25 protein-coding genes are annotated in these 26977 nt (G+C 66.9%); 13 read left to right on the top strand and 12 right to left on the bottom strand.

Going from position 1 to position 26977, the window contains the following annotated elements; all coding sequences use genetic code 11:
• Positions 1-111: 111 nt before the first annotated feature.
• From BI347_RS00725 to BI347_RS00710, 4 genes are all read right to left on the bottom strand, one after another.
• Positions 112-861, bottom strand: a complete 750-nt coding sequence (locus BI347_RS00725; RefSeq protein ID WP_071111684.1) for a LytR/AlgR family response regulator transcription factor — start codon at positions 859-861, stop codon at positions 112-114.
• Positions 849-2567 carry a tetratricopeptide repeat-containing response regulator gene (locus BI347_RS00720; RefSeq protein WP_071115095.1) on the bottom strand — a complete coding sequence of 573 codons (1719 nt, stop codon included), beginning with the start codon at positions 2565-2567 and terminating at the stop codon, positions 849-851. Before BI347_RS00720 ends, BI347_RS00725 begins: the two co-directional genes overlap by 13 nt.
• Positions 2568-2632: 65 nt before the next feature.
• On the bottom strand, positions 2633-4774 hold the full coding sequence (locus BI347_RS00715) for a UvrD-helicase domain-containing protein (protein WP_071115094.1): 2142 nt from the start codon (positions 4772-4774) through the stop codon (positions 2633-2635).
• 68 nt (positions 4775-4842) lie between these two features.
• Positions 4843-5601 (bottom strand): substrate-binding periplasmic protein, encoded by a 759-nt coding sequence (locus BI347_RS00710; protein ID WP_071111687.1) that lies wholly within the window; start codon positions 5599-5601, stop codon positions 4843-4845.
• Positions 5602-5724: 123 nt separating this feature from the next.
• Here BI347_RS00710 and metH point away from each other — a divergent pair, with 123 nt between their 5' ends.
• Complete coding sequence (metH, locus tag BI347_RS00705) at positions 5725-9429, top strand: methionine synthase (RefSeq protein WP_071115093.1); 3705 nt, start codon at positions 5725-5727, stop codon at positions 9427-9429.
• Between the two features lie 24 nt (positions 9430-9453).
• Positions 9454-9960 carry a DUF2878 domain-containing protein gene (locus tag BI347_RS00700; protein ID WP_071111689.1) on the top strand — a complete coding sequence of 169 codons (507 nt, stop codon included), beginning with the start codon at positions 9454-9456 and terminating at the stop codon, positions 9958-9960.
• A 69-nt stretch (positions 9961-10029) separates the two neighbouring features.
• Here the strand turns inward: BI347_RS00700 and BI347_RS00695 are convergent, their stop codons facing one another.
• On the bottom strand, positions 10030-10731 hold the full coding sequence (locus tag BI347_RS00695; protein WP_139166880.1) for a hypothetical protein: 702 nt from the start codon (positions 10729-10731) through the stop codon (positions 10030-10032).
• Between the two features lie 432 nt (positions 10732-11163).
• Here BI347_RS00695 and BI347_RS00690 point away from each other — a divergent pair, with 432 nt between their 5' ends.
• The 5 genes from BI347_RS00690 (at position 11164) to BI347_RS00665 (ending at position 14353) form a co-directional block, all read left to right on the top strand.
• Positions 11164-11433: a hypothetical protein gene (locus tag BI347_RS00690; RefSeq protein WP_071111691.1), complete on the top strand. Its 270-nt coding sequence runs from the start codon at positions 11164-11166 to the stop codon at positions 11431-11433.
• 194 nt (positions 11434-11627) lie between these two features.
• Entirely contained in the window at positions 11628-12104 is a 477-nt protein-coding gene (locus BI347_RS00685) for a hypothetical protein (RefSeq protein ID WP_071115091.1), read from the top strand.
• A gap of 166 nt (positions 12105-12270) precedes the next feature.
• Positions 12271-12756, top strand: coding sequence for a hypothetical protein (locus BI347_RS00680; RefSeq protein WP_071111693.1), 486 nt, complete (start codon positions 12271-12273; stop codon positions 12754-12756).
• A gap of 275 nt (positions 12757-13031) precedes the next feature.
• Complete coding sequence (locus tag BI347_RS00670; RefSeq protein ID WP_071111695.1) at positions 13032-13649, top strand: glutathione S-transferase family protein; 618 nt, start codon at positions 13032-13034, stop codon at positions 13647-13649.
• Between the two features lie 35 nt (positions 13650-13684).
• Positions 13685-14353, top strand: coding sequence for an O-methyltransferase (locus tag BI347_RS00665; RefSeq protein WP_071115089.1), 669 nt, complete (start codon positions 13685-13687; stop codon positions 14351-14353).
• Here BI347_RS00665 and BI347_RS00660 read toward each other — a convergent pair.
• Positions 14350-15216 (bottom strand): LysR family transcriptional regulator, encoded by an 867-nt coding sequence (locus tag BI347_RS00660; protein ID WP_239690796.1) that lies wholly within the window; start codon positions 15214-15216, stop codon positions 14350-14352. The two genes, BI347_RS00665 and BI347_RS00660, sit on opposite strands and share 4 nt — an antisense overlap.
• Before the next feature lie 189 nt (positions 15217-15405).
• Between BI347_RS00660 and BI347_RS00655 the strand changes: the two genes are divergently transcribed.
• Positions 15406-16578: an MFS transporter gene (locus tag BI347_RS00655; protein WP_071111697.1), complete on the top strand. Its 1173-nt coding sequence runs from the start codon at positions 15406-15408 to the stop codon at positions 16576-16578.
• On the opposite strand, the gene BI347_RS00650 is transcribed toward BI347_RS00655, so the two are convergent.
• The 5 genes from BI347_RS00650 to BI347_RS00630 form a co-directional block, all read right to left on the bottom strand.
• The gene (locus BI347_RS00650; protein ID WP_071112067.1) at positions 16533-17312 is read right to left on the bottom strand and encodes an EAL domain-containing protein; all 780 of its coding nucleotides are present in this window, start codon (positions 17310-17312) and stop codon (positions 16533-16535) included. The genes BI347_RS00655 and BI347_RS00650 overlap by 46 nt on opposite strands.
• 63 nt (positions 17313-17375) lie before the next feature.
• The gene (locus BI347_RS00645; protein ID WP_071115088.1) at positions 17376-18140 is read right to left on the bottom strand and encodes a DeoR/GlpR family DNA-binding transcription regulator; all 765 of its coding nucleotides are present in this window, start codon (positions 18138-18140) and stop codon (positions 17376-17378) included.
• A gap of 47 nt (positions 18141-18187) precedes the next feature.
• Positions 18188-19282, bottom strand: a complete 1095-nt coding sequence (locus tag BI347_RS00640; protein ID WP_071111699.1) for an NAD(P)/FAD-dependent oxidoreductase — start codon at positions 19280-19282, stop codon at positions 18188-18190.
• A 17-nt stretch (positions 19283-19299) separates the two neighbouring features.
• On the bottom strand, positions 19300-19812 hold the full coding sequence (locus tag BI347_RS00635) for a GNAT family N-acetyltransferase (protein ID WP_071111700.1): 513 nt from the start codon (positions 19810-19812) through the stop codon (positions 19300-19302).
• Positions 19809-21233, bottom strand: a complete 1425-nt coding sequence (locus BI347_RS00630; protein WP_071111701.1) for an aminotransferase-like domain-containing protein — start codon at positions 21231-21233, stop codon at positions 19809-19811. Before BI347_RS00630 ends, BI347_RS00635 begins: the two co-directional genes overlap by 4 nt.
• A gap of 116 nt (positions 21234-21349) precedes the next feature.
• Here BI347_RS00630 and BI347_RS00625 point away from each other — a divergent pair, with 116 nt between their 5' ends.
• The 5 genes from BI347_RS00625 to BI347_RS23355 all read left to right on the top strand — a co-directional run bounded on the left by BI347_RS00625 (position 21350) and on the right by BI347_RS23355 (position 26191).
• Positions 21350-22558, top strand: coding sequence for a benzoate/H(+) symporter BenE family transporter (locus BI347_RS00625; protein ID WP_071111702.1), 1209 nt, complete (start codon positions 21350-21352; stop codon positions 22556-22558).
• Between the two features lie 101 nt (positions 22559-22659).
• Positions 22660-24048, top strand: a complete 1389-nt coding sequence (locus tag BI347_RS00620) for an aminopeptidase P family protein (protein WP_071115087.1) — start codon at positions 22660-22662, stop codon at positions 24046-24048.
• Between the two features lie 120 nt (positions 24049-24168).
• A complete protein-coding gene (locus BI347_RS00615) occupies positions 24169-24996 on the top strand; it encodes a helix-turn-helix domain-containing protein (RefSeq protein ID WP_139167154.1) in 828 nt (275 codons plus the stop codon).
• An 81-nt stretch (positions 24997-25077) separates the two neighbouring features.
• Positions 25078-25578, top strand: coding sequence for a DUF2867 domain-containing protein (locus BI347_RS00610; protein WP_071115085.1), 501 nt, complete (start codon positions 25078-25080; stop codon positions 25576-25578).
• 361 nt (positions 25579-25939) lie between these two features.
• Positions 25940-26191 carry a hypothetical protein gene (locus tag BI347_RS23355; protein ID WP_139166882.1) on the top strand — a complete coding sequence of 84 codons (252 nt, stop codon included), beginning with the start codon at positions 25940-25942 and terminating at the stop codon, positions 26189-26191.
• A gap of 159 nt (positions 26192-26350) precedes the next feature.
• Here the strand turns inward: BI347_RS23355 and eda are convergent, their stop codons facing one another.
• On the bottom strand, positions 26351-26977 hold the full coding sequence (eda, locus tag BI347_RS00605; RefSeq protein ID WP_071111706.1) for a bifunctional 4-hydroxy-2-oxoglutarate aldolase/2-dehydro-3-deoxy-phosphogluconate aldolase: 627 nt from the start codon (positions 26975-26977) through the stop codon (positions 26351-26353).

The following is a 26977-nucleotide window of genomic DNA, read 5'->3' as shown; positions in this document are numbered from 1 at the left end:
AGCATAAACCAGTCTTGCTTGCATGTTAAAACCATCGACATATATTCGGCAATGGGTGATTCTATAAGAACGGGACCCCGTTTTTTAGCAATAAATCGGCGAAATCCCCATTTAAGTAATAGTACGTAAGGATGGCGAGGCGCCCAGCGCGTCCTTGATGGCGTGGATCTGGCGGCGGCTGACCGGCAGCGGCGCCGCCACGTCGCGCAGCCGTATCACCCATTGTTCTTCGCTGCCGTCGCCGCCGCTGCGGCGCAGCTCCTGCACCGCGTGGCGCATCACCAGGCAGTTGCGGTGTATCCGCAGCACGGCGCCGCCCAGCCGCTGCTCCAGCGTCACCAGCGCTTCGTCCAGCAGGTATTCGCCGTTTTGCGCGACCAGGGTGACATATTTGAGTTCGGCCTTCAGGTAGCGCACGTCGGTGAAGGGAACCGTCAACAGCCGGCCGCGCTGGCGCACGGTGAAACTGGGCGCTTCCTCCTGGCCGCCGCAGCGCGCCAGCGCTCGTTGCAGCGCCTGTTCCAGCCGCTCGCGCCGCACCGGCTTGAGCAGGTAGTCGGCGGCGTTCAGTTCGAAGGCCTCCACCGCGAAATGGTCGTGGGCGGTGCTGAAAATCAGCTGCGGCGCCAAGGGCTGCAGCTTGAGCTGGCGCGCCACCGCCATGCCGTCCAGGCCGGGCATGCTGATGTCCAGCAGCACCACGTCCGCCGGATGCTGCGCCAGCCAGGCGAGCGCGGACTGGCCGTCCGCCAGGCTGTGGGTCCGGCTGACGCCGCAATCGGCCAGCAACTGGTTCAGTCGTTCGCGCGCCGGCGCCTCGTCGTCCACCACCACCACTCGCAACTGGCTCAGAGCGCCCATTGCGGCTTGTCCATCTTGTCCACCAGCAGACGCCAGGATTGCAGGATCTTCTGGAACTTGTTGTTGGTCGGCGCGATGTCGCGCACCTTGCCCAGCAGCTCGTAGGCGCGGCGCATATGGCTTTCGTGCCAGCCGTGCTGGCTGACGTGGGCCAGCACCGCGTTGACCAGGTTGAGCATGATCTGCACGTTGTGCGGCATGTCCTCCAGCGCCTTGGCGAAGCGTTCGATCGCGGTGTCGAGTTCGCCGGTCTGCGCCTCGCGCACCGCCTGGTTGTTCAGTTCCAGCACTGATTTCACATTTTGCGCGATCAGCTGGCGGCCGGTTTGACCCATGCCCAGCTCCTCGAACATGTCGCTGAAATGGGCCAGCAGCTGCTCGTCGTCGTGATGGTTGCGCACCAGGTACTGCATCGCCTCGTTGCCCTGGGCTTCCTTGCCCTGCTGGTAGCAGGCGCGCGCGTATTCCATCTGGGCTTCCTGTTCCAGCTTCGCCGCCAACTGCTTGAAGCGCCCCTCGGCCTCCTCCAGCAGCGCGCGCGCCTTGTCGGCGTTGCCGCTCTTGGCCTGCAGCTGGCTGTCCATCACATTGGCCAGCCATTCGGCCTCTTCGTTGTAGCGGTAGTCGTGGCGCAGGCTGGCCAGCGTGCGGCCGACGTTGCCGGTGTCGCCGCGCGCCAGCTGGATGCGCGCCAGCGCCGCGTAATGGGTGGGGCTGCGGTGCCAGGTGTGTTTGGCGATGTCCAGCGTCTGCTGGCAGGCGGCCTCGGCGGTGGCCAGGTCGTGGTTGAGCACCGCCACCTCGGCCAGCTGCTGTTGGCGGCGGAACACCGCCGGCGACATCTCGGCGGCGGTCTGCAGCGTGTGCTGGGCGCGGCTGAGGTCGTGGTTGTCGCGGTAGAGCCTGGCCAGCCAGTCGTAGGCTTCCATCACCTGGTTGTTGTCGGCCAGCACCGCCTCGAATAGCAGCCGCGCTTCGTCCAGGGATTTGAGGCCGGCCAGCGCCTTGGCCAGCCCCATCTTGGCCCAGGTGGACGGCTTGATGCGCAGCACCTGCATATAGGCGTCGCGCGCGCTGTCGAAATCGTGGATTTTCAGCGCCAGCGAGCCTTTCAGCCGCATGAAGTCTATCGAGAACTCGTTGTTTTCGTCGATCTTGCGGTCGCAGGCCTCGATGGCGGCCAGGTATTCGTGGCGCAGGATGCCCTCGTCCACCAGCCGGAACGCCTCGCGCTTGCGCATCGCCCGCTCTAGCCGCTCGCGCAGCACCTCGCCGGTGAACGGCTTGAGCAGGTAATCGTCCGGCGTCATCTCGGCGGCGGAGATCACCCGCTGCGAGCGGCGTTCGCCGGTGACGATCATGAACACGCACGACTGCTTGAGCAGATTGCGCTCCCTGACCTCTTCGAACAGGTACAGGCCGTCGTAGCCGTTGCCCAGATCATAGTCGCACAGCACCACGTCGAAGTCGTACTTGGCCATCTTGGCCAGCGCTTCGCTGGCTTTGGCGGCGTACTCCACGCTGTTGGCGCCGAAAGATGACAAAGTCATGGATAGCGCCCGCTGCATCTGCGGCAGGCTGTCTATGATCAGGAACAGCCGCTTGGCGTACGGATTGTCGTAATTGTTGCGCTGCGGAGCGGCCCGCACATGATGCGCCCGGCCGTCGGCTGCCGTCGTCGAGTTGGGGGTGGTGGATTCGCTCATGGGACTTTCGTCTGCTTGCAGCATGATCCTGTTTCGATCGGATTGGCGCTCCGGCGGCACGCGGCTCAGGCCGGCGTCAGTTTCGCATAACGCAAATCCAGCCATTTCACGCCGTGTTCGGCGAAGTTGATTTGCAAGCGCACGTCTTCCCCGCTGCCTTCGGCCTGGATCACCACGCCGATGCCGAACTTGGCGTGGCTGACCGACTGGCCGATGTTCAGGCCGTAGGCGTTGTCCGCCTGGCGGCGCGGCGCTTTGGCGGCGCTGCGCGCCAACTGCGGCTGGGCGGGTGCTTTCACTTTAGCAGACAGCGAGTGGATCAGTTCCGCGGGAATCTCGTCGATGAAGCGGGACGGGATGGGATAGCGGCTCTGGCCGTGTAGCATCCGGCTTTGCGCGCTGGACAGGTACAGCCGCTTGCGGGCGCGGGTGACGGCCACGTACATCAGCCGGCGCTCCTCCTGCAAGCCCTTGCTGTCCTGCATGCTGTTCTCGTGGGGGAACAGGCCCTCTTCCAGGCCGGTGACGAACACCGCGTCGAACTCCAGGCCCTTGGCGGCGTGCACCGTCATCAGCTGCAGCGCCTCGCTGCCGGCTTCAGCCTGATGCTCGCCGGCCTCCAGGCTGGCGGCGGTGAGGAACTCGGTCAGCGCCTGCGCCGGATCGTCGGGCAGGAAGCCGACGGCGGCGTTGACCAGCTCGTCCAGGTTGGCCAGCCGCTCCTCGCCGTCCTTCTTGTCCTGCTCGTACATCGCATAGAGGCCGCTGTCGTTGATCGCCAGGCTGATGGTCTCGGCCAGGCTGAAGCCCTGGCTGCGTTCGCGCAGCTTTTCGATCAGCAGCACGAATTCGCCTATCTTGGCGGCGGTGCGGCCGCTGCCGGCCCCGCAGGAGGCCTGCCACAGCGAGATGCCCTGTTCGCGGCCGGCGGCTTGCAGGCCTTCCACGCTGCGCGCGCCGATTCCGCGCGCCGGCACGTTGATCACCCTGAGCAGCGCGTTGTCGTCGTCAGGGTTGGCCATCAGCCTGAGATAGGCCAGCGCGTGTTTGATCTCCTGGCGCTCGAAGAAGCGCAGGCCGCCGTAGATGCGATAGGGAAGCTGGGCGTTGACCAGCACGTGTTCCATCAGCCGCGACTGGGCGTTGGAGCGGTACAGCACCGCGATGTCGGACAACGGCAGGCCATCGCGCTTGAGCGCCTTGACCTCGTCGATGATGAACTCGGCTTCCTCGCCGTCGCTCATCGCCTGGAAGAAGCGGATTTTTTCGCCTTCGCCGGCGTCGGTCCACAGGTTCTTGCCCAGCCGGCCATCGTTCTTTTCTATCAGCGCGTTGGCGGCGTTGAGGATGGTGCCCATCGAGCGGTAGTTCTGCTCCAGCCGCACCGGCTCGGCGACGTGGAAATCGGCCAGCAGCGCGCGCATATTGCCGACTTCGGCGCCGCGGAAGGCGTAGATGCTCTGGTCGTCGTCGCCGACCGCGAACAGCGCGCCGTGTTCGCCGGCCAAGAGCTTCAGCCAGGCGTATTGCAGGCGGTTGGTGTCCTGGAACTCGTCCACCAGTATGTGGGAGAAGCGGCTGCAATAGTGGGCGCGCAGCGCCTCGTTGCGCGACAACAGCTCATAGCTTCTGAGCAGCAGCTCGGCGAAGTCCACCACGCCTTCGCGGCGGCACTGGGCGTCGTAGGCGGCGTACAGTTCCACCAGCTTGGCTTCGTAGGGGTTGAGCGCCGGCGGCAGCCGGTCGGCGCGCACGCCGGCTTCCTTGTTGCCGTTGATGAAGCTTTGCACCGCGCGCGGCGGGTACTTCTCGTCGGACAGCTCCAGGCTTTTCAGCAGGCGCTTGATCGCCGCCTGCTGGTCGGCGGAGTCGAGGATCTGGAAGGTTTGCGGCAGGCCGGCGTCACGGTAATGGATGCGCAGCAGCCGGTTGCACAGGCCGTGGAAGGTGCCTATCCACATGGCGCGGACGTTGACCGGCACCTGGGCGGCCAGCCGGGTCTGCATCTCGCGCGCGGCCTTGTTGGTGAAGGTCACCGCCAGCACGCCGGCCGGCGAACTTTGTCCGGTGGACAGCAGCCAGGCGATGCGGGTGGTCAGTACCCGGGTCTTGCCGCTGCCGGCGCCGGCCAGCACCAGCGCGCTCTTGGCCGGCCAGGTGACGGCACGCAGTTGTTCCGGGTTGAGACCGGCTAACAGATCGCTCATGACGGGAGGGGCTTCCGCTGCAAAAACGCCATTTTAGCATGCGTGCGTCCGCCATCCGTCCGGGCTTGCTACTCCTGCCACTGGTAGCGCGACATCAGCGTCTTGAGCTTGCCGCTCTTGTGCAGCCGGTCGATGGCGCGGTTGAGCTCGTCCAGCTTCAGCGGCGATTGCGGCGACAGCGCGCACATGGTGGGCTGCGACGACACCAGCAGCGGGTGCACCTTGAAGGCCGCGGCCTCCTGCGCATGGCCGCGGGTCCACCAGACATAGGTCAGCTCGGTGACGATGGCCACGTCGCTCAGGTGCTTTTCCAGCGATTTGAACAGCAGGTCGAAGCGCGCCTCGGTCTGGCGCTGGCTGCGGTTGCTGGCCCACAGGTATTCCAGCGTCGGGTAGTGGTAGCCGTGCAGAGTGCCGATGTTCTTGCCGGCCAGGTCGTCCAGCTGGCGGATCGGCGGCTGCCCCTTTAGCGACAGCACGCGCTCCACCAGCGGGTAGATTTCATGGGTCCAGCCCAGGCGGCTGGAGTTGGGGAACCAGTCGGGATTGGCGTTGCAGATGATGTCCACCTTGCCGCTTTCTATGCTGGGCTCCACCCGGCGGCGGGCCAGCAGCACGAATTGCGGCTTGAGGTTGATTTCTTCGGCCAGCAGCAGGCCCAGATCGCGCGCCAGGCCGCCGGTCAGGGTATTGCCGTCCTCTGACAGCACCGCTATCGGCGGCGCGTCGGTATCGGCCACGCCTATGCGCAGGCTGGTAGCCGCCCAGGCCGATGTCGATGCCAGCAACAGGCAGGGGAGGAGCCATTTTTTATGCAAACTGGCCATATAGGTGTTCTCTCTTTATTCTAATGCCGGGTGTCGGATCAGCAGGATGCCGATGTTAAGATGGATAAACCAGTAGCGCCGTAGTCTTTAGATATCGTTTTAGACAAAATAACTGCAAGCGACATGACGAAGCCATTAACCCATCCTGTTTATCAGCACCTCGCGCAACGCATTTTGATCCTGGATGGGGGCATGGGCACCATGATCCAGCGTCATCGGCTAGAGGAGGCCGACTACCGCGGCCAGCGCTTCGCCGACTGGCCCAGCGACGTCAAAGGCAACAACGACCTGTTGGTGCTGACCCGCCCGGACGTGATTGCCGGCATCCACCAGGCCTATCTGGACGCCGGCGCCGATATCATCGAGACCAACACCTTCAACGCCACCTCCATCGCGATGGCGGACTACCGGATGGAAAGCCTGGTGTGGGAAATCAACCACGCCGCCGCCCGTCTGGTGAAAGACCTGTGCGAGGCCCAGACGGCGAAGAACCCCGCCAGGCCGCGCTTCTGCGCCGGCGTGCTAGGCCCCACCAACCGCACCTGCTCCATCAGCCCCGACGTCAACGACCCTGGCTACCGCAATGTCAGCTTCGACGAGCTGGTGGCGTCCTACACCGAGGCGATAGACGGCCTGGTGGCCGGCGGCGCCGATTTCCTGCTGGTGGAGACCATTTTCGACACGCTGAACGCCAAGGCGGCGGTGTTCGCCATCCACCGGTATATCGACGACCATCCGGCCACGCCGCGGCTGCCGATCATGATTTCCGGCACCATCACCGACCAGTCCGGCCGCACTCTCACCGGCCAGACCACCGAGGCGTTCTACAACTCGCTGTCCCACGCCGACGCCGTCAGCTACGGCCTTAACTGCGCGCTGGGCCCGGACCTGTTGCGGCCCTATGTGGAAGAGCTGGCGCGGGTGTCGGCCGGCTTCGTCTCGGTGCACGCCAACGCCGGCCTGCCCAACGCCTTCGGCGGCTATGACCTGGAACCGGAGGCGATGGGCGAGTATGTGCGCGAATGGGCGGAATCGGGGCTGATCAACATCGTCGGCGGCTGCTGCGGCACCACGCCGGAGCACATCGCCGCCATCGCCCGGGCCGTAGCTGGCGTCGCGCCGCGCCCGCTGCCGGATATCGAGAAGAAATGCCGGCTGTCGGGCCTGGAGCCGTTCAATATCGGCGACGATGATCTGTTTGTGAACGTGGGCGAGCGCACCAACGTCACCGGCAGCCGCGCCTTCGCCAAGCTGATTCTGAACGGCGATTACGCGACCGCGCTGGACGTGGCGCGCCAGCAAGTGGCAAACGGCGCGCAGATCATCGACATCAATATGGACGAGGGCATGCTCGACGCGCTGGCGGCGATGGAGCGCTTCCTCAAGCTGATCGCCGCCGAGCCCGACATCGCCCGCGTGCCGATCATGATAGACAGCTCGAAGTGGGAGGTGATCGAGGCCGGCCTCAAGTGCATTCAGGGCAAGGGCATTGTCAACTCAATCTCGATGAAGGAAGGCCGCGCCAAGTTCGTCGAGCAGGCGCGGCTGCTGCGCCGCTACGGCGCGGCGGTGATCGTGATGGCCTTCGACGAGCAGGGCCAGGCCGACAGCTACGCCCGCAAGATAGAGATTTGCGACAAAAGCTACCGCATCCTGGTGGACGAGGTGGGCTTTCCGCCGGAAGACATCATCTTCGACCCCAATATCTTCGCGGTGGCCACCGGCATCGAGGAACACGCCCGCTACGGCCTGGACTTCATCGAGGCCACCGGCTGGATCAAGCAGCACCTGCCGCACGCCAAGATTTCCGGCGGCGTTTCCAACGTATCGTTCTCCTTCCGCGGCAACAACAAGGTGCGAGAGGCGATCCACGCGGTGTTCCTCTATCACGCCATCCAGCGCGGCATGACCATGGGCATCGTCAACGCCGGCGCGCTGGAGGTGTACGACGAAGTCGATCCGGTATTGCGCCAGCGCATTGAAGACGTGGTGCTGATGCGCGGCGACGACATCATGGCGGTGACCGAAACGCTGATCGCGCTGGCGGAAAGTTTCCGCGGCGACGCCAAGGAGGCCAAGGGCGAAGACCTGGCCTGGCGCAGCCTGCCGGTGGAAAAGCGGCTGGAGCACGCGCTGGTCAAGGGCATCACCACCTTCATCGTCGAGGACACCGAGGAAGTGCGGCTGAAGTGCGCGCGGCCCATCCATGTGATTGAAGGTCCGCTGATGGACGGCATGAACGTGGTCGGCGATCTGTTCGGCGCCGGCAAGATGTTCCTGCCGCAAGTGGTCAAATCCGCCCGCGTGATGAAGGCCGCCGTCGCCCACCTGGAGCCCTTCATCGAGGAAGAGAAGATCCGGCTGGGCCTGGCGGATGCGCCGGCCAAGGGCGTGATCATCATGGCCACGGTCAAGGGCGACGTGCACGACATCGGCAAGAACATCGTCGGCGTGGTGCTGCGTTGCAACAACTACCAGGTGATCGATCTGGGCGTGATGGTGCCGTGCCAGAAGATCCTCGACGCCGCGACCGAGCACAAGGCCGACATCATCGGCCTGTCCGGCCTGATCACGCCCAGCCTGGAAGAAATGAGCCACGTGGCCAAGGAGATGCAGCGTCAGGGCTTCAGCATCCCCTTGCTGATAGGCGGGGCGACCACGTCCAAGGTGCACACCGCGGTGAAGATCGCCCCGCACTACCGGCAACCGGTAGTCTACGTGCCGGACGCCAGCCGCGCGGTCGGCGTCTGCTCCAACCTGCTGTCCGACACCCTGCTGGACGCTTTCGTGCTGGAAAACGCCGCCGAGCAGCAGCGCGCGCGCGACGGCCACGCCAACAAGGCCAATCGTAAAGTTGTCAGCCTGGAGGCGGCGCACGCCAACAAGGAAAAAATCGACTGGGCCGATTACGTTCCGCCCAAGCCGCGATGGCTGGGCGTGCGCCGCTTCGAGAGCTATCCGCTCGCCGAGATCGCCGCCCATATCGACTGGACGCCGTTCTTCCAGAGCTGGGAGCTGGCCGGCCGCTTCCCGCGCATCCTGGACGACGAGATCGTCGGCGAATCGGCGCGCGGCCTGTACGCCGACGCGCAAGCGATGCTGGGACAGATCATCGAGGAAAACTGGCTGGGCGCCAACGCGGTGATCGGCCTGTTTCCGGCAGCCAGTGTCGACGACGACGACATCGAGATTTACTCTTCCGAGGGCGAGGCGCTGATGCGCTGGGTGGGCCTCAGGCAGCAGCTGCCCAAGCTGGACGGCAAGGCCAACTGGGCGCTGGCCGACTACGTCGCGCCCAAGGACAGCGGCGTGGAGGATTACATCGGCGCCTTCGCCGTCACCGCCGGCATCGGCATCGAGCCGCACGTGAAGCGCTTCGAGGACGCCAACGACGACTACTCGGCCATCCTGCTCAAGGCGCTGGCCGACCGCCTGGCCGAAGCCTTCGCCGAGCTGATGCATGCCCGAGTGCGGCGCGAGTTCTGGGGCTATGCGACCGATGAGCATCTGGACAATGAGGCGCTGATCGACGAGCAATACCGCGGCATCCGCCCCGCTCCCGGTTATCCGGCCTGCCCGGACCACACGGTGAAGAAGGCGTTGTTCGATCTGCTGGACGCGCCGGCGATCGGCATGACGCTGACCGAAGGCTACGCGATGCTGCCTACCGCCGCCGTGTCCGGCTTCTACCTCAGCCATCCGGCCTCGCGCTACTTCGGCGTCGGCAAGGTGGAAAAGGATCAGGTGCAAAGCTATGCCGAACGGCGCGGCGTCAGCATAGAGCAGGCCGAGCGCGATCTGGCGCCGAATCTGGGTTATGACGCCTGAGCCGGGACGCCGCGAGGCGCTGTCATGAGGCTTCCGGTCCGGCTGGCGCTCGGCGGCCTGGCTTTCAACGGCTGGTGGCTGCTGCTGGTGTGGTTCCGCGACCATCTCGCGCTATTGACGCTGGCCGGAGCCTTGCTGGCGTGGGAGATGCTGCCGCGTGGGCTGAAGGCGCGGGCGCTGGCGCTGGCCGCCGTCGGCTGCCTGCTGGACTTCTCCCTCGCCGCCGCCGGATTGCTGCGCTTCGTCGGCGTCGGCGCGCTGCCGCTGTGGATGATCACGCTATGGCTCAGCTTCGCCTGCTGGTGGCTGTGGCAGCTGCAATACTGGCGGCCGTCCGGCAAGATGCTGATGTTGCTGGGCGCGCTGGCCGGACCGGCGTCCTATTACGCCGGCTTCCGTTTACAGGCTTTGCAGCCCGGCATCGCCTGGTACGGCCTGCTGCCTATCCTGGGCCTGGCCTGGGGGTTGTGGCTGCCGCTGGCCAGCCGGCTGGCGCGAAAAAAGGGCGAGCAGCCGCGCGGCGCGCAATAGCCAGCCGCTGTGGATAAAGCGGCAAGTTGCCAATGGCTGTGGATAAGCGGCGGCGCCTGGCGGTCAGGCTTACTTCAATACGCAGACGCGCTTGGAGAAAGCCCTGAAAGCGATGGTCTTGCGTTTTGCCTGGCAGAAGCTCTGGCACACCTGGTTGAAGGCGGTTTCCTTGTAACTGCCTTGCAGATCGGCCAGCGCGCGGGCGTCTCCGCCGGCGAAATCGTCGCTCATTTTGCCATTGCAGTCGCTGCCCTGCTGACCGGCGTCCACGCAGGCGTCGGCTATTTCATACACCGATTGACAATCTGCCAGTGCCACGGCGGCCTTGGATTGGACGCGCTGTTCGGTTTTGCGGGTCTTGTCGCCATCGAATAGGATCGTGGTCTGCATGCCGGCTTCCGGGCTGAATTCCACTCTCAGTTGCTGGCCCTCCAGCCTGGCCTTGGCTTCCACGTCGGTGCCGAAGTCTCCCAGCTTATACTTCCTGGCGACGCCGCCTTTGCCGATGGCGATCAGCGCGAAGCTCTGCCGCACGCAGCCGCTGCCGCCGCAGTTGCTGCTGACCAGCGCCACATCCTTGTCTTTCAGCGGGTAGCTGCCTTGCAGGTAGATCATGTTGCCGTTGTCGGCGTAAATGGCTTTTTTGTTCAGACGCAGTTCGGTTCTTGTCTCGTCGGAAACGGTGCCGTAGCGGGTTTTGATGGTTTCGGCGTCGGCGTGGTGGCATACGGCCAGCAGGCCAAGCAACAACGGGAGCAACGTTCTTTTCATTTTGGATTCGCAAAAAATGTGGATAACTGTGTGATTTTGCCATAGCAGTCTGGCAAGCCCAATTTACCTATTCACCTGGTTTGAGCGACTCTTCCCCGGTTCGACGGTTCCAGACCGTCCAGCGCTTCAAGGCGCTTCGGCATCTTGCGGCGGATTTCAGGGTAAATCGCTTCCGATTGGGCGCCGTCGGCCACGGCTGTGGATAACAGGCCGTCTGGCGGACTGCTGTGGATAAGTCTAGTCTTGCGAGCCACGGATGGCGGAAGGCCGGGCTGGCGCGATCATGCTGGCACATCCGGCCAGCGGAGACTGGGTCATGGCCGCAAGCGCCGGACCATCCATGCGCCCGCGCCAAACCCGCTACACTCAGAATGCAGGCTGGCATTGCTCGGCTGCGTCGGGCGCCGGGGCCATGCTGCGGGAGAGTGAGCGATGGAGATGCTGAGCCGCGAAAACCTGCTCTGCCTGGTGGAGGATGTGGAGGCGGAGGACCCGATAGACTATGCCGACCTGCCGTTCGACGAGCGCAACCTGCGTGAATTGATCGTCGACTCGCTGCTGGAGCGCGAACTGCTGTTCCGCGCCGAAGAACCCGACCAGTCGCGGCGCATGCTGGTCTATCTGGCCGCCACCGCGCGGCTGACGCTGGAGAACATGGTGCTGCATGCCAGGCTGCTGCGGACCGGGAGCGAACCAGATTGAGCCGGTGAGGGTCGTAGGAGAAATCATTCATGCCAAATGAATTTCAACGCAAAAATCATATTATTTTCAATGGCTTGATTGTTGATTGCATGTGAAATTATCTGGATCAAACATTTTTTCGCGGGTAAAATGCGCGTTGCAGCCGGCGGGTGAATCCCGCCGGTTTTGTTTTACCCGACGATTGAAGATTTGCCATGAAGAATTTCCCCGCATTGGCGGTCTGCGCGCTGGCATTGTCCGGCTGCGCTGCCACCTCGACCACCACCTTGAGTGGCTCCGCCCCCAACGGCGCGGTCGCCATCTATGACAGCAAGCAGGTCGCCCGGCTGCCGTTGCCGCAAACCAAGGCCTACCCTGTCACACCGACCAGCCATTACGAATTCAAGGCGTCCGGGGAAGGCAAGCCGTCCTTGTATGGCTTGTTGCCGATGAAGTACAACGGCGGCAACATCGCCGTCGGCATCCTGTTGTTCCCGCCGGCGTTGCTGCTGTTGCACGAAGTGTACCCCTACTACGATTTCGACCTGGACCAGGGCGTGGTGCGCTACCGCGCCAGGGAGACCGACAACTGGACCGAGTACAAACCCACCGAGCAGGAAGCGAATAACGCCAGGCGGCACATAGATTTCGCCGCCTCCGAGCCAGTTGCCGCCATACCGCGCAACAATTGAACGCATGTTTTTGCGGTCGGACGCGTCCGCGTGAGAGGACGCAGTCGATCCACCCGCTTCCCATGGAATTTATGGTTGAGACTGTCGGTATTGGATAATATCTGCCCGCGCCTGGAGCTATCCGCCAGCGCGGCTGTTTTCCGGCAAATAACCATAAAGAACCGTGATGAAAAAAATACTCGCGCTGTCCGCCTGCGCGCTGGCCCTAAGCGGCTGCAGTGCCATGACCACCATGAGCAACTCCGCCCCCAAGGGCGCGGTTTCCATCTACCAGCGCCAGCAGGTGACCACGCTGGAGCTGCCCAAGAGCGAAACCTATCCCACCACCAGCTTCGGCAACTATGAGTTCAAAGCCACCGGTGACGGCAAGCAGCCGCTCTACGGTCTGCTGCCGCTGAAGTTCAATGGCGGCTACGTGGCCGCCGACATCCTGTTCTTCGCCCCGGCGCTGTTCTTCAACCTGCGCGAAGTCTATCCGTTCTACGATTTCGACCTGGACCGGGGCATCATCCGCTACCGCGTCAAGGACAGCGACAACTGGACCGAATACAAGCCGACGCTGCTGGAGGCCGAGCGCGCCAGAAGCCACATCGACTTTGCCGCTTCCCAACCGGCCGCTGTTGCCGCTCCAGTCAAGGCCGGCAGCAATTGACCGTCCGGCCGCGCTTCGCGGCGTCAGGCGGCGGCCCCTGTCGGGGTCGTCCGCCGGTTTTCCCTCGCCATGGCCGCGTGGCGGGCTGGCCCAAAGAACACGGTGTTCTCGCCCATCCACCCTCCTCGCGATCCGTCCAGGGCCCTATCCGCCGGCGTCGCCGGGCGGGGCCAGCCGGTTTCATTGAACACAGCGTCCGGCATTTCTTCATACATACATGGCATAACGTCGATTACACTGACGCACCGTTACCACTCCTGAGCAAAGGCTGTGCCATGCTGCGTATCCTCGGCCGTACCAGTTCCATCAATGTGCGCAAGGTGCTGTGGACCTGCCACGAGATCGGCATCGATTACCAACGCGAAGACTGGGGCCGCGGTTTCCAGCCCACCAGCAGCCCGGAATTCCTGGCGCTCAACCCGCACGGCCTGATCCCGGTGGTGGTGGACGGCGACACCGCGTTGAGAGAATCCAACACCATTTGCCGCTACCTGGCCGCCAAGCATGGCCGCCACGACCTGTTGCCGCAGGACCCGGCCGGCCGCGCCAAGGTGGAGATGTGGATGGACTGGCAGGCCACCGAGCTGAACGCCAGCTGGATGTACGCCTTCCACGCCCTCAGCCGCAACAGCCCCGACCACCGCGACCCGGCGCGCATCGCCGCCAGCGTGGCGGGCTGGAACGAATGCATGGCCATCCTGGAGCCGCAATTGGGCGACCACTGGCTGCTGGGCGACGCCTTCACGCTGGCGGACATCGTGTTGGGCCTGTCGGTGCAGCGCTGGCTGCTGACGCCGTTCGACAAACCCGGTCTGCCCGGGGTGGAAGCTTATTACCAGAGGCTGCGCCAACGGCCGGCCTACCTTGCTCACGGCAATCTGGGCGCGGCCTGAGCGCATATCCGATCCAAGCGAGCAAAGGAAAGCACATGTCAGTTCAGCAATGGAATGCGGTGGACGATTATTTCAGCCGCAGCCTGGTCAAACAGGACGCCGCGCTGGAGGCGGCGCTGGCTGACAGCGCCGCCGCCGGCCTGCCGGCGATCAATGTGGCGCCCAACCAGGGCAAGTTCCTCAATCTGCTGGCGCGCATCCACGGCGCCCGGAGGATTCTGGAGATCGGCACGCTGGGCGGTTACAGCGCCATCTGGCTGGCGCGCGCGCTGCCGGCGGACGGCCGCCTGGTGACGCTGGAGTTCGAGCCCAGGCATGTGGAAGTGGCGGCGGCCAATCTGGCGCGCGCCGGCCAGGCCGACAAAGTGGACATCCGCCAGGGCGCGGCGCTGGACACGTTGGCGCAACTGATCGCGGAAGGCGCGGCGCCGTTCGACCTGATCTTCATCGACGCCGACAAGCCCAACAATCCGCACTACCTGGAGCTGGCGCTGCGGCTGTCGCGGCCGGGCACGGTGATTATCGGCGACAACGTGGTGCGCAAGGGCGAGGTGGTGAACGCCGCCAGCGCCGATCCGGCGATCCAGGGCACGCGCCGCTTCATCGAGCTGCTGGGCGCCAACCCCCGTTTGTCCGCCACCGCGCTGCAGACGGTGGGCGCCAAGGGCTACGACGGTTTCGCGCTGGCGATCGTGGAAGCCTAGGCGAACGCGTTTTCCGCCATGTAGTCGATGAAGGCCCGCAGCTTGGGCGGCATCTGCGGCGTGCTGGGCCATAGCAGGTAGATATTGCCGCTGCGCGCCGCCTCGGGCTGGCCCAGCCGCTGCAGCCGGCCGTCGCGCAGCTGGCGGGCCACCGAGAAGTCCGGCAGGCAGGCGATGCCCATGCCGCGCTCGGCAAGTTCGATCAGCGCCTCGCCGGTATTGCAGCTGGCGCTGACCGGCAGCGTCAGTTGCTTGCCCTCGGCCAGCGGCCAGGGAGCGAGCTTGCCGCTGCTGGGATAGCGGTAATGCAGGCAGCGGTGGCGCAGCAGGTCCCGCGCTGTCCGCGGCGCGCCGTGTTCGGCCAGATAGGCCGGCGCTGCCGCCAGCAGCATTTGGTAGCCGCCCAGCCGGCGCGCCGACAGCCGCGAGTCGCCCGGCTCGCCGCCGCGCACCACCACGTCGAAGCCTTCGCCTATCACGTCCACCAGCCGGTCGCTGTAGTCCAGGTCCAGCCCCACTTGCGGATAGGCGCGCATGAAGCCGGCCAGATGCGGCGTCAACAGCCCGCTCTCGTGCGGCAGGCCCACCTTCAGCCGGCCGCTGGGCGCGGCGAGTCCTTGCAGCAGCTCCCGCTCTGCCGCGTCCACCTCGTCCAGGATGCGCAGGCAGCGCGCCAGGTACTGGTTGCCCTCGGCGGTCAGCGCCAGCCGCCGGGTGCTGCGATGGACCAGCCGCACGCGCAGCCGCTGTTCCAGCCGCGCCAGCCCCTTGCCCACCGCCGACGCCGACAGGCCCAGCTGCCGGCCGGCCGCTACCAGGCTGCCTTGGCGCGCCACCTGCACGAACAACTCGATTCCATTCATTTTTTCCATCATGGCATTTTATTGCGGAAATTATTTCCATTATAAGCGGAATGCTAAACCATTTATTCGTCACGCGCCGGCCGCTAGCATTGACTGTCCCGCTACCTCCAGGACTGACATGCAAGCGACAAGCGCTATCTGCCATTTTGACGCCGCGCGGACTGAAAACCCGCCGCCAGGAGCCGCCTGATGCCCATCGCCATCTATATCCTCGGCCTGTGCATCTTCGCCGAGACCACTTCCGAATTCATGGTGGCCGGCATGATGCCGTCGCTGGCGGCCGCCTTCCATGTTTCGCTGGCCGACGTCGGCAATCTGGTGTCGGCGTACGCGTTGAGCATCGTGGCGGGCGGGCCGTTGCTGACCTTGTGGCTGCGGGGGGCGCGCCGCAAGCCGACCCTGCTGGGACTGCTGCTGCTGTTCCTGCTGGGGCAGCTGACCGGCGCGATGGCCGACAGCTATGCCCAGTTGTTGGCATCGCGCGTGATCTGCGGGGTGGCTGAGTCGGCCTTCTTCGGCGTGGCGCTGGCGCTGGCGGCGGAACAGGTGGGGCCGCAGAGGATTGCCCGCGCCGCCGCGCTGGTGCTCAACGGTCTGATGCTGGCTTCGGTGGCCGGCCTGCCGCTGGCCGCCCTGCTGGACCAGCACTGGGGTTGGCGGACGGCGTTCTGGCTGGTGGCCGTGCTGGTGTTGCTGGCGGCGGCGGCGATCGTCTTGTTGGTGCCGGCCGGCGACAAGCCCGATGCGGGGAGGATGCGGGAGGGCTGGCGCGAACTGGCCGCGCCGGCCTTGTGGGCGGCCTATCTGTCCAGCGGGCTGATCATAGGCGCGGTGTTCGCCGCCTTCACCTATCTGGCTCCGCTGCTTACCCGCGTCAGCGGCTTTAACGCCGGCGCGGTGCCGCTGCTGTTCGCGGTGTATGGCGCGGCCACGGTGCTGGGCAATATGCTCACCGGCAGGCTGGCCGACAGCCATACCCGCGGCGTGCTGAATCTGGGCCTGCTCGCCTTGTTGGCGACGCTGGTCCTGCTGGCGCTGTGCGCGCAATGGCGGACGCTGACCGCGGTCTGCGTGTTCCTGCTGGGGTTCGCCGGTCTGCCGCTGAACCCGGCGATGGTGGCGCGGGTGGCGCGCGTCGGCGGCAGCGGACCGATGGCGAACAGCCTGCACATGGCGGTGGTGAACCTGGGGCTGACCTTCGGCGCCTGGGCCGGCGGCGTTTGCCTGGAGGCGGGGCTGGGCCTGCGCGCGCCGTTGTGGCTGGGCGCGGCGCTGGCTTTGCTGGGCTGGCTCAGTTTGCGCCTGGACCGGCGCGGCTACAGCTGGCAGGCCACCGGCAGTTCGGTGGGTCTGCCCAGGTGATAGCCTTGGTACAGTTCGACGCCCAGCGCCTGCATCGCCTGGTGCTGCTCGGCGCTTTCTATGCCCTCCACCAGCATGCGGCTGCCGATCTGCCAGCCGAACTCCAGCAGCGCCGGCAGCCGTTGCCTCTCGCCGGCCATGTAGTCCAGTAGCAGGCTGCGGTCGATCTTGATGATGTCCGGGCACAGCTCGCCCACCCGGCCATGGCGCGAGTCCAGCGCGCCGAAGTCGTCCACCGCCACGCCGAAGCCGATGTCCGACGCATGGCGCAGGCCGTCCAGCAGCGGCTGGCCGTGCTGTTCCACTTCGTATTCCGGCAACTCGAAGATCACGCCGCCGCTGTCGATTTCCAGACTCTGCAGCAGGCCTTGCAGCAGCGGCAGGTGGGTGCGGCCGCCGTGGTCGCCCAGCACGGTATGCGACAGCAGGTTGAGGGTCAGGCAGTGGTCCTGCCGGCTCTGGGCGAAGTTGCGCACATGGATCAGCCGCGCCAGCCGGTCGGCCTCCAGCGCCTGTTGCGGCGGCAGGCTGGCGAGGAAGCGGTCGGGCGCGTACCACTCGCCGTCATCGTCCACCACCCGCAGCAGCGCTTCGTAGCCGAACAGGCCGCCGCCGCGGTAGAACAGCGGCTGGAACACGCTGTAGAAGCGGTAGCCGGACAGGCGGGCGCAGTAGCGGCCGGAGGCGTCGCGGAACAGCAGGCCGTCGGCCTGCGGACTGAAGGTTCGCTGCATGAAGCACCTGCCGGACAGGACATGATGCTTCAGCATAGCAACTGTGGATAATACGTATTCCGTTTATTCGGCGATGTGGAGCTGGGTGCCGGCTTCCTGCATCAACCTTGCCAGCGGGGGGCTGACCGGCTTGTCGGTGAACAGCGCGGCGATCTGGCTCAGCCGGCCCAGCTCCACCAGCGCCGGCCGGTCGAACTTGCTGTGGTCGGCGGCCAGGAACACCTGGCGCGACTGCTGGATGATGGCCTCGGTGGTGCGCACCTCGCGGTAGTCGTAGTCGCGCAACGTGCCGTCGGCCTCGATGCTGGACACGCCGATGATGCCGTAGTCGACGCGGAACTGGCGGATCAGCTGCACCGTGGCTTCGCCGGTGAGGCCGCGGTCGCGTTTCCTCAGCGTGCCGCCCAGCACGATCACCTCGCAGTCCGGGTAGTCGCACATCTGCTCGGCCACGTGCAGGTTGTTGGTGATCACCCTCAGGCCGCGATGGCGGTGCAGCGCCTTGGCCACTTCTTCGGTGGTGGTGCCCAGATTGATGAACAAGGACGCGTTGTCCGGGATGTGGCGCGCCAGGCAGCGCGCGATGCGGCGCTTCTCTTCTATGCACAGCACCTGCCGCGCCTGGTAGGCGACATTCTCCACGCTGGACAGCACGCTGGCGCCGCCGTGGTAGCGCTGCAGCAGCTGGTGTTCGGACAGCAGCGCGATGTCGCGGCGTATGGTCTGGCGGGTGACGGAGAAGTGGTCGGCCAGCTTCTCCACGCTGACGTAGCTGTCGCGCTTGACCAGGTCCAGCAGCTCTTGTTGTCTTTGATTCAGGATCAGCATGCTTATGGGTTTCTCCGCAGTCTGCGGACGATTGTAAGCGATCCGCCCTAAATCGCCAGCACGCGTCGCACTTCATCTGCCAGCGCCAGGCAGCTGGTGAGGCCGGGCGACTCGATGCCGAACAGGTTGACCAGGCCCGTCACGCCGTGGATTGCCTCGCCCTGGACCACGAAATCGGCGTCCGGCTGGCCGGGGCCGGCGATCTTGGCGCGGATGCCGGCGTAGCCGGGCGACAGCGCGCCGTCCGGCAGTTGCGGCCACCAGCCGCGCACCGATCGATAGAAGGCGTCGGCGCGCGCCGGGTCGACGCGGTAGTCGATGCCGTCCACCCAGTCCACGTCCGGGCCGAAGCGCGCCTGGCCGTAGAGGTCCAGCGTCAGGTGGCTGCCCAGCCCGCCGGGTTCCGGCAGCGGGTATATCAGCCGCGAGAACGGCGCCTTGCCCTGCAGCGAGAAATACACGCCGCGCGCGTACCAGGCCCGCGGGATGGCGTCCGGCGCGATACCGGCGATGCTGCGCGCCACGTCCGGGGCGAACGGGCCGGCGGCGTTGACCACGATGTCGGCCAAAAGCTCCATGCCCGCCACCCTGAGCGCGATGCCGTCCGCCGTCGCCGCGCCGCCTTCCACGGCGGAGTCCAGCGCCAGCTGCGCGCCGGCGGCCTCGGCGTCGCCCAATAGCGACAGCATCAGCGCGTGGCTGTCGATGATGCCGGTGGACGGCGACAGCAACGCCGCCGCCGCGTCCAGCGCCGGCTCCAGCCGCTTGAGCTGGGCGTTGTCGAGCCTTTGCAGGTCGCCGACGCCGTTGGCGCGCGCCTGCGCCTCTAGCGCCGCCAGTTTCTCAAGCTGGCCGGCGCGGCTGGCGACGATCAGCTTGCCCAGCCTGCGGTGCGGGATGGCGCGTTCGGCGCAGTAGCGGTACAGTGCGTCGCGTCCGGCCACGCACAGCCTGGCCTTCAGGCTGCCGGCCGGGTAGTACAGGCCGGCGTGTATCACCTCGCTGTTGCGGCTGGAGGCGTGCTGGCCGATCGCCTGCTCCGCCTCGACGATCACCACTTCGCGCCCTGCCCGCGCCAGCGCGCGCGCTGTCGCCAGCCCGACTACGCCGGCGCCTATCACCACCGCGTCCACTTTGTCCATTGTCCGCTCCCGCTCGATTAAACGATGGCGCGCCGCATCGCCACGCGCCGCGCCAGCCCCAGCGCCGCCTCCTCCCATAACCGCGCCGCCAGCTGGGATCCAGGCGGCGGCGCGATCTCGACAAAGCCGTGGCGGCGGTAGAACGGCGCGTTCCATGGCAGGTGTGAAAAAGTGGTGAGGGTGACGGCTGCGTGGCCAAGCCGACCGGCATGCGCGACCACCCGGGCTAGCAGCATGCCGCCCAGGCCGCGGCGGGCATGCTCCGGGTCCACGTCCATCTCCGCCAGGTGCAGCTGGTCGTCCAGCGTCTCCGCCAGCGCGAAGCCGGCCACCTGGCCGCCGTCCTCCGCCACCCACAGTAGGCCGGCGGTCTGCGCCTGCCACAGCTCGTCGGCCGGCAAGGCGGCGCCGCGCAGCGCCGGCGGCAGATCGCGCTCGGGAAACAGGCTGGCGGCGCGCAGTTCGATATCGGCCAGCAGGGGCAGGTCGGCCGGCGCGGCCGGCCGGATGAATCGGGAGTCCGCGCTCATGTCCGCCTTAATTGTTCGGTCGCCAGCCGCCCGAGCGCGGCGATGGCGTCGGCTTGCGCCGCGTTCCAAGGTTGGCCGAAGTTCAGCCGCAGGCAGTGCTGGAACCTGGGCTGCGCCGAAAACAGCATGCCGGGCGCGAAGCTGATCGACTGCGCCAGCGCGGCCTCCAGCAGCCTGCCGCTGTCCAGTCCCTCCGGACATTCCACCCATAGCAACAACCCGCCTTGCGGCCGCCGCAGGCGGGTGCCCCTGGGAAAGGCCGCCAGCACAGCGTCGGCCACCCGTTCCATCTGTTGCGCCAACTGCTGCCGCAGCTTCTGGCTCATACGGGCGTAGTCGCCGCTGGCGAGCAGGTCGGCCAGCGCGCCCAGCAGCAGCGCCGGGCTCACCAGGCTGCTGCTGGCGCGCAGCCTGGCCAGCGCCTCGTGGTGGCGGCCGCCGGACAGCCAGCCCAGCCGGAACGACGGCGCCAGGCTCTTGGTGAACGACGCGCAGTAGACCACGTCGCCGTCGCGGTCCCAGGCCTTCAGCGGCGTCGGCCGCTGGTTGCCGAAGTACAGCTCGCCGAACACGTCGTCTTCTATGATGCTTAGGCCGTGGCGGCGCGCCAGCGCCAACAGCCGCTTCTTGTTGTCGTCCGGCATCAGCGCGCCGCTGGGGTTCTGGAAATTGGTCACCGTCACCAGGCAGCGCACTGGCGGGCCGTATTGCAGAGCGAACTCCAACGCCTCCAGCGACAGCCCGGCGTCCGGCGTGCAGGGAATCTCCAGCGCCTTCAGCCCCAGGCTGGCCAGCGTCTGCAGCAGGCCGAAGTACACCGGCGTCTCCACCGCCACCGTGTCGCCGGGGCGGGTGAGGTGGCGCAGCGCCAGGCTGATGCCCTCGGTGATGCCGTTGCAGAACAGGATTTCCTCTTCCGGCAAGTCCAGCCGCCAGTCCGCCGCCAGGCTTTGCAGCAGGCGGCGCAGCCGCGCCTCCTGCGCCGCCGGCAGGTAGGCGCCGATCAGCTCCGGCCGCTGCGCCAGCGTCTGCTGCAGCCGGCGTGCCAGCTCTTGCGACGGGTACAGGCTGTGGTGAGCCTCCGCCATGTGCAGCTGCACGGCGATGTCGGAGCCGGACAGCGCCAGCAGCTGCGACATGCGGCTGTCCACTTCCACCAGCGTGGCCGGCGACGGCAGCGCCTGGGCAGGGTGGGCGAGCGGGTCGGCCGGCGGCAGCGCGGCGTAGAAGCCGGCGCGCGACCGCGCCAGCACCCGTTGCCGCTGCTCCAGCCAACGGTAGGCGGCCAGCGCGGTCAAGCTGTTGACGCCGTGCTCGCTGGCCAGCCGTCGCACCGACGGCAGCCGGCTGCCGGGCGGGAATTCGCCGGCGTCCAGCCGGCGTTCCAGCTGGCGGGCGATGTCTTGGTAACGTGCGCTCATGGACTGTTATATAGAACAGATTGATTGCAGCATAAACTGTTTGCGCCGCTTGTGGGAGGGAGCTTGGCCGCGGCATGTCAAGCTGCGGTCATGTCCTGATTGCTGGAGCGATGGCTATGTTGAAAACCCTGTGGCGCGACGCCGCGCCCTCTTCCCTGTTGGCCGCCGTGCTGGCCTTGCTGGTCGGCTATTCCGGCCCCTTCCTGATCATCGTCCACGCCGCGCAGTCGGCCGGACTCAGCGCCGCCCAGCTGGGTTCCTGGGTGTGGGCGGTGTCGCTGGGCTCCGGCATCGCCGGTATCTGGCTGAGCTGGCGCTGGAAGGCGCCGGTGATCGCCGCCTGGAGCACTCCCGGCGCGGCGCTGCTGCTGGCGTCGTTGCCCGGCGTGCCGTATCCGCAAGCGGTGGGCGCTTTTCTGGCCGCCGCCGCCATGGTGACGGCGGTGGGCGCAAGCGGCATGTTCGACCGCCTGATGCGGGTGTTCCCGCCGGCGCTGGCGGCAGCGATGCTGGCCGGCATCCTGTTCCATTTCGTCAGCGAAGTGGTGGGCGAGGCCGCGCGCGATCTGTGGCTGGTGCTGCCGATGTGCGCGCTGTTCTTCATCGGCCGGCGCGGGTTTCCGCGCTTCTCCCTGCTGGCCGCCATCGCGCTGGGGGTGGCGCTGACGCTGTGGGCCGGCCAGGTGGGCCGTCCCGCCGGCGCGCTGGCGCTGGGCGGCGGCCCGCTTTTCACGATGCCGCAGTGGTCGTGGAGCGCGATGGTCAACCTGGCGCTGCCGCTGGCGCTGCTGGCGCTGACCAGCCAGTTCCTGCCCGGCATGGCGGTGCTGCGCGCTTCGGGCTACGACTTGCCGGCGCGCTCGCCGGTGACGGCGCTGGGGCTGATGTCCATGCTCACCGCGCCTTTCGGCAGCCACGGCGTGACGCTGGCCGCCATCATCGCCGCCATCTGCACCGGGGCGGAGGCGCATGCCGACCGCCGCCGCCGCTATGTGGCCGGGATCTTCTGCGGCTTGCTCTACATCGCGCTGGGACTGGTGGGCGGCGCGCTGGCCGCCCTGGTGCTGCTGCTGCCCAAGGCGCTGGTGGTGACCGCCGCCGGCCTGGCCCTGTTCGGCACCCTGGCCTCGTCGCTGGGCGCGGCGCTGGCCGACGGCGAACACCGCGAGGCGGCGCTGCTCACCTTCGTGGTGGCGGCCTCCGGCGTCACCATCGCCGGCCTGGGTGCGCCGCTGTGGGCGCTGCTGGCCGGCGGCGCGCTGTGCCGGCTGTTGCGTCCGGGCAAACCGGCGCAGAAAGCGGCCAAAACCGCGCCCGCCGGATAGGCCGGCGGCTGGCCGGCGCGGCGCGCGCGTGATAATTTATACGGCTGCATACAATATGCCGCGTGGCCGTCTCCCGCCGCCATGCGGCCAAGGAGAAAAGCATGTTCGCCCCCGCCATTTACGCTCAGCGCCGCGCCCGCCTGCAAGCTTCCGGCCTGTCCGGCCTGCTGCTGTTCGTCGGCAACGTCGATTCGCCGATGAACTACCGCGACAACACCCTGCCCTTCGTGCAGGACTCCAGCTTCCGCTACTTCTTCGGCCTGAACGAGCCGGGTCTGGCCGGCCTGATCGACGCCGACAGCGGCAAGGCCACCCTGTTCGGCAACGACCCGGACGTGGCCGACATCGTCTGGACCGGCCCGCTGCCGTCGCTCGCCGAGCGCGCCGCCAAGGTGGCGCTGGACAGCAGCCGCGCCTACGGCGAGCTGGCGCAGGCGCTGGCCGAAGCGCGCGCCGCCGGCCGCGCCGTCCACTACCTGGCGCCGTATCGCGGCGAGACACTGATCGAAATGGGCCGGCTGCTGGACGTGCACCCTGCCAAGGTCAAAGACGGCTTCTCGCCCGCGCTCACCCGCGCGGTGGTGGCGCTGCGCGAAATCAAGGGCGCCGAGGAAATCGCCGAGATGGAGGCCGCGCTGGGCGTCACCCACGCCATGCACATCGCCGCGATGCAAAACGCCAAGCCGGGCGTGATCGAATACCAGGTGGTGGGCATCATGGAAGGCATCATGCGCCGCCACGACTGGCAGCTGGCCTACCCGTCCATTTTCTCGCGCCGCGGCGAGGTGCTGCACAACCACCACCACGACAACGTGCTGCAGCAGGGCGACCTGATCCTCAACGACACCGGCTGCAGCAGCGGCCAGGGCTACGCCAGCGACATCACCCGCACCTTCCCGGTGGGTGGCAAGTTCAGCACCCGCCAGCGCGAGCTGTACGACATCGCGCTGGACATGCAGCTGTCCGCCATCGATGCGATCAAGCCGGGCGTCAAATACCAGGACATCCACAAGCTGGCCGCCCAGGTGATGGTGGAGCGGATGGCCGAGCTGGGCTTCTTCAAGGGCGACGCGCATGCAGTGGTGGAGTCCGGCGCCTACGCCATCGCCTTCCCGCACGGCCTGGGCCACCAGATCGGCATGGACGTGCACGATATGGAAGCGCTGGGCGAAGACCTGGTGGGCTACGGCGACGGCGCCGAGCGCAGCGGCCTGTTCGGCCTGGGCTACCTGCGGCTGGGCAAAACCTTGAAGGCAGGCATGGCGCTGACGGTGGAACCCGGCATCTATTTCATCCCGGCGCTGATAAACGCCTGGGAGAAGGAAGGCCGCCACAGCCAGTATATTAACTACGCCAAGTTCCGCGAATACGCCGACTTCGGCGGCATCCGCATCGAGGACAACGTGCTGGTGACGGAGACCGGCAGCCGGGTGCTGGGCGAGCCGATCCCGAAGACGGTGGAGGAAGTAGAGGCCGTGATGGCGGTATAAGCCGCCTCCCGGCTCGGAACAGCCCCGCCTTGAGCGGGGTTTTTCATGGCCGGCGTCCGGATTGACCGGCCGGCCGCGGCGGCGACACAATGGCGGCAACCTATCTCGCGCCCACCCGCCATGACACTCCCGCCGCTCCCCGCATTGCAGCCGCCGCCGCCAGGCCTGGGGGCGCTGCTGGGCGACACGCTGGACATCGCGCTGCCCGGCGGTCCGCTGCTGCTGCCGGCCACCTTGCACCCGATGTTGGTGTTTGTCGCTGCGGGAGACATCCGCCTGGAAAACGGCGGCGCGCTGGCCCGGGCCGGCCTGTTGGGCGGCAGCGCCGGCGTTAGGCTGGCCACGGCGTCGCCGGGGACGCGCGTGCGGATGGCCTGGCTGAAGCCTGGCCAGTTGCCGCGCCTGTTGGGCATTTCCGCCGCCGAGGCGTTCGACGCCCATCTGCCGCTGGACCTGCTGCTGCCGGCGGCCTGGCTGTCGCCGTTGGCCGATGCCGCAGCCGACGCGCTGCGCCTCCAAGCGGAAGCGCTGCTGTTCCGCCTGGCCCGCCAGCATGGCCACCGGCTGCCTACGTTGGCGCTGCCGTCCGGCTGGCCGGCGCGCGGCACGGATGATCTGGCCGCGCACTTCGGCCTCGGCCTCCGCCAGTTCGAACGCCGCTTTCGCGCCAGCACCGGCCAGACCCTGCGCGCCTTTCGGCCGCAGGCGCGCCTGAATCGCCTGCTGCTGCACGCGCGCTGGACGCCGTCGCCCGATTGGGCCGACGTGGCCGCCGCCGCCGGCTACGCCGACCAGGCCCACCTGCACCGCGACTTCGTCCGCTACGCCGGCCGCACGCCCAGCGCCTATGTCCGGGGCCTGGGCGACGCCGACCCGGCGCTGGGGCTGTACCGCCTGCCCCGGGAGGCGATACTGCGGATGTGCGCCGAGCCCGGCCTGCGCGCCTGAGCCGGCCGCGCGTCGTTTCGCTTCAAGACGGCCCCGTCGCCGTTCGGCATGCTGCGACTATCGCCACCCGGGGAGACTCCAATGTCCGTCCAGCCTGATTTTTCCGCCATCCCGCTGCTCGTCGAAGCGTCCAGCTGCTATCCATGGCAAGACTGCCGTAGCCAGCCCCTGCCGCCCGGCGCGCCGGTGGCCGACTCCGCCAGCCTGCTGCGCGTCTTCTCCACCGCGATGCCGCCCTGGGCCCGCGCGCTGATGCGCCTGCGCGATCTATTAGTGGCGCCGCTGGGCCTGAAAACCGCCCCGGCGGCCTCCGCCTCGGCCGAACCTTTCCGTGTCGGCCAGCAACTGGGCGTGTTCCGCATCCTGCATCTGGGCGAGCGCGATGCGGTGCTGGGCGAGGACGACCGGCATCTGGATTTCCGGCTGGTGTTGCAGTGGCGGCCGGGGAGGCTGCAGGTGAGCACGCTGGTGCGGACGCACAATCTGTTGGGGAGGACCTATCTGGCGGCGGTGACGCCGTTTCATCATTTGATCGTGGCGGCGAGCATCAAGAGGATGGCGGAGGCGCTGGAGAGGGGATGAGCCGTAGGGTGCGCCACCCCGAAGGGGGCGACGCACCGTTTTGGGTTTCGTGTTCGCTTCGCGAACGATTGATTTTGATGCCGGTTCCGCCCGGCTGACGGGGGCAGCGGCTGTGCGGCCAGCGCCTTGGCAATCCCAGGCCGCCACAACAGCGCGGCGAAACCCCGGTTTCAAACCCATTCCCAAGGAACCGCCGGAACTAGCGGCGCGCTAACGTCGCCCCGCGTCGAACAACCGGCGTCTTAAAACCTTGGGAATGGCTCCAGAGCCGGCTTGCGCTGATGGGGATGGCGGCGCGTTGGTTCAGGTCTGCCGATGTCGGCTTGAGCGATGGCGATGGGTCCAATCCTGCGCACGACCTGTGGGTGAAGGACGACAAGCAGACCCGCGTCAACTGCGGCACCAGCGGCGGCCCCAAGGACATTGTCCACGCCAAGCTGTCAACATCACTCAGGGCCGGAAGTGCACCCAGGCGGCGCAGAACGGCCTGTGCGAAACCTGGCAGAACTTCACCCCGGTCAAGCTGTGCTTCTGGTATTACAACACGCCCGGCAGCGGCGGCAATTGGCTGCTAAACACCGCCTATCCCTCGCTCAACGCCAACTGCTCCTGAGCCGCGCTGCCGCCATCATCCGGGCGGAACGACGATCTGAATCGTTGTCCGCGCGGCAGGCGCCGCGACACTTCGGTGTGAACGTGGTCTGCCGGACTGGAAAGCAAACAGGCCGCCGGATGCTTCCGGCGGCCTGTTCGATGCAAGGTGCGCTGAGGCTTAGCCGCGCGCCAGCTGGGTGGCTTCGCGGGCCAGCGCGGTGATGCGGTCCCAGTCGCGCGCCGCGATGGCGTCGTCTGGGGTCAGCCAACTGCCGCCCACCGCCAACACATTGGGCAATGCCAGGTATTCCGGCGCCTTCTTGATGTCGATGCCGCCGGTCGGGCAGAAGCGCAGGTCGGCGAATGGGCCGGCCAGCGACTTCAGCAGCTTGATGCCGCCCACCGCCTCGGCCGGGAACAGCTTCTGCACATTGAAGCCCTCGTCCTGCGCGCGCATCGCTTCCGATGGCGTGGCCACGCCCGGGATCAGCGTCAGGTTGGCGGCGCGGGCGGCGGCGGCCAGTTCCGGCGTGAAGCCGGGGCTGACGCCGAACAGCGCGCCGGCGTCCACCGCCGCTTCCAGCTGGGCGCGGTTGCGCAGCGTGCCGGCGCCGACGATGGCGCCCGGCACTTCGTCGCGCATGCGGCGCATCGCTGCCAGCGCCGCCTTGGTGCGCAGCGTCACTTCCAGCACGGTCACGCCGCCGGCCACCAGCGCGTGGGCCAGGTCCACCGCGGCCGCCGCGTCGTTGACGACGATCACCGGCACTACCGGGCCTTGGCGCAACAGGGTCAGTGCATCCAT

It is taken from the genome of Chromobacterium sphagni, from assembly GCF_001855575.1.
GTDB classification, from domain to species: Bacteria; Pseudomonadota; Gammaproteobacteria; order Burkholderiales; family Chromobacteriaceae; genus Chromobacterium; species Chromobacterium sphagni.
This window is presented reverse-complemented; position numbering and strand designations above follow the sequence as displayed.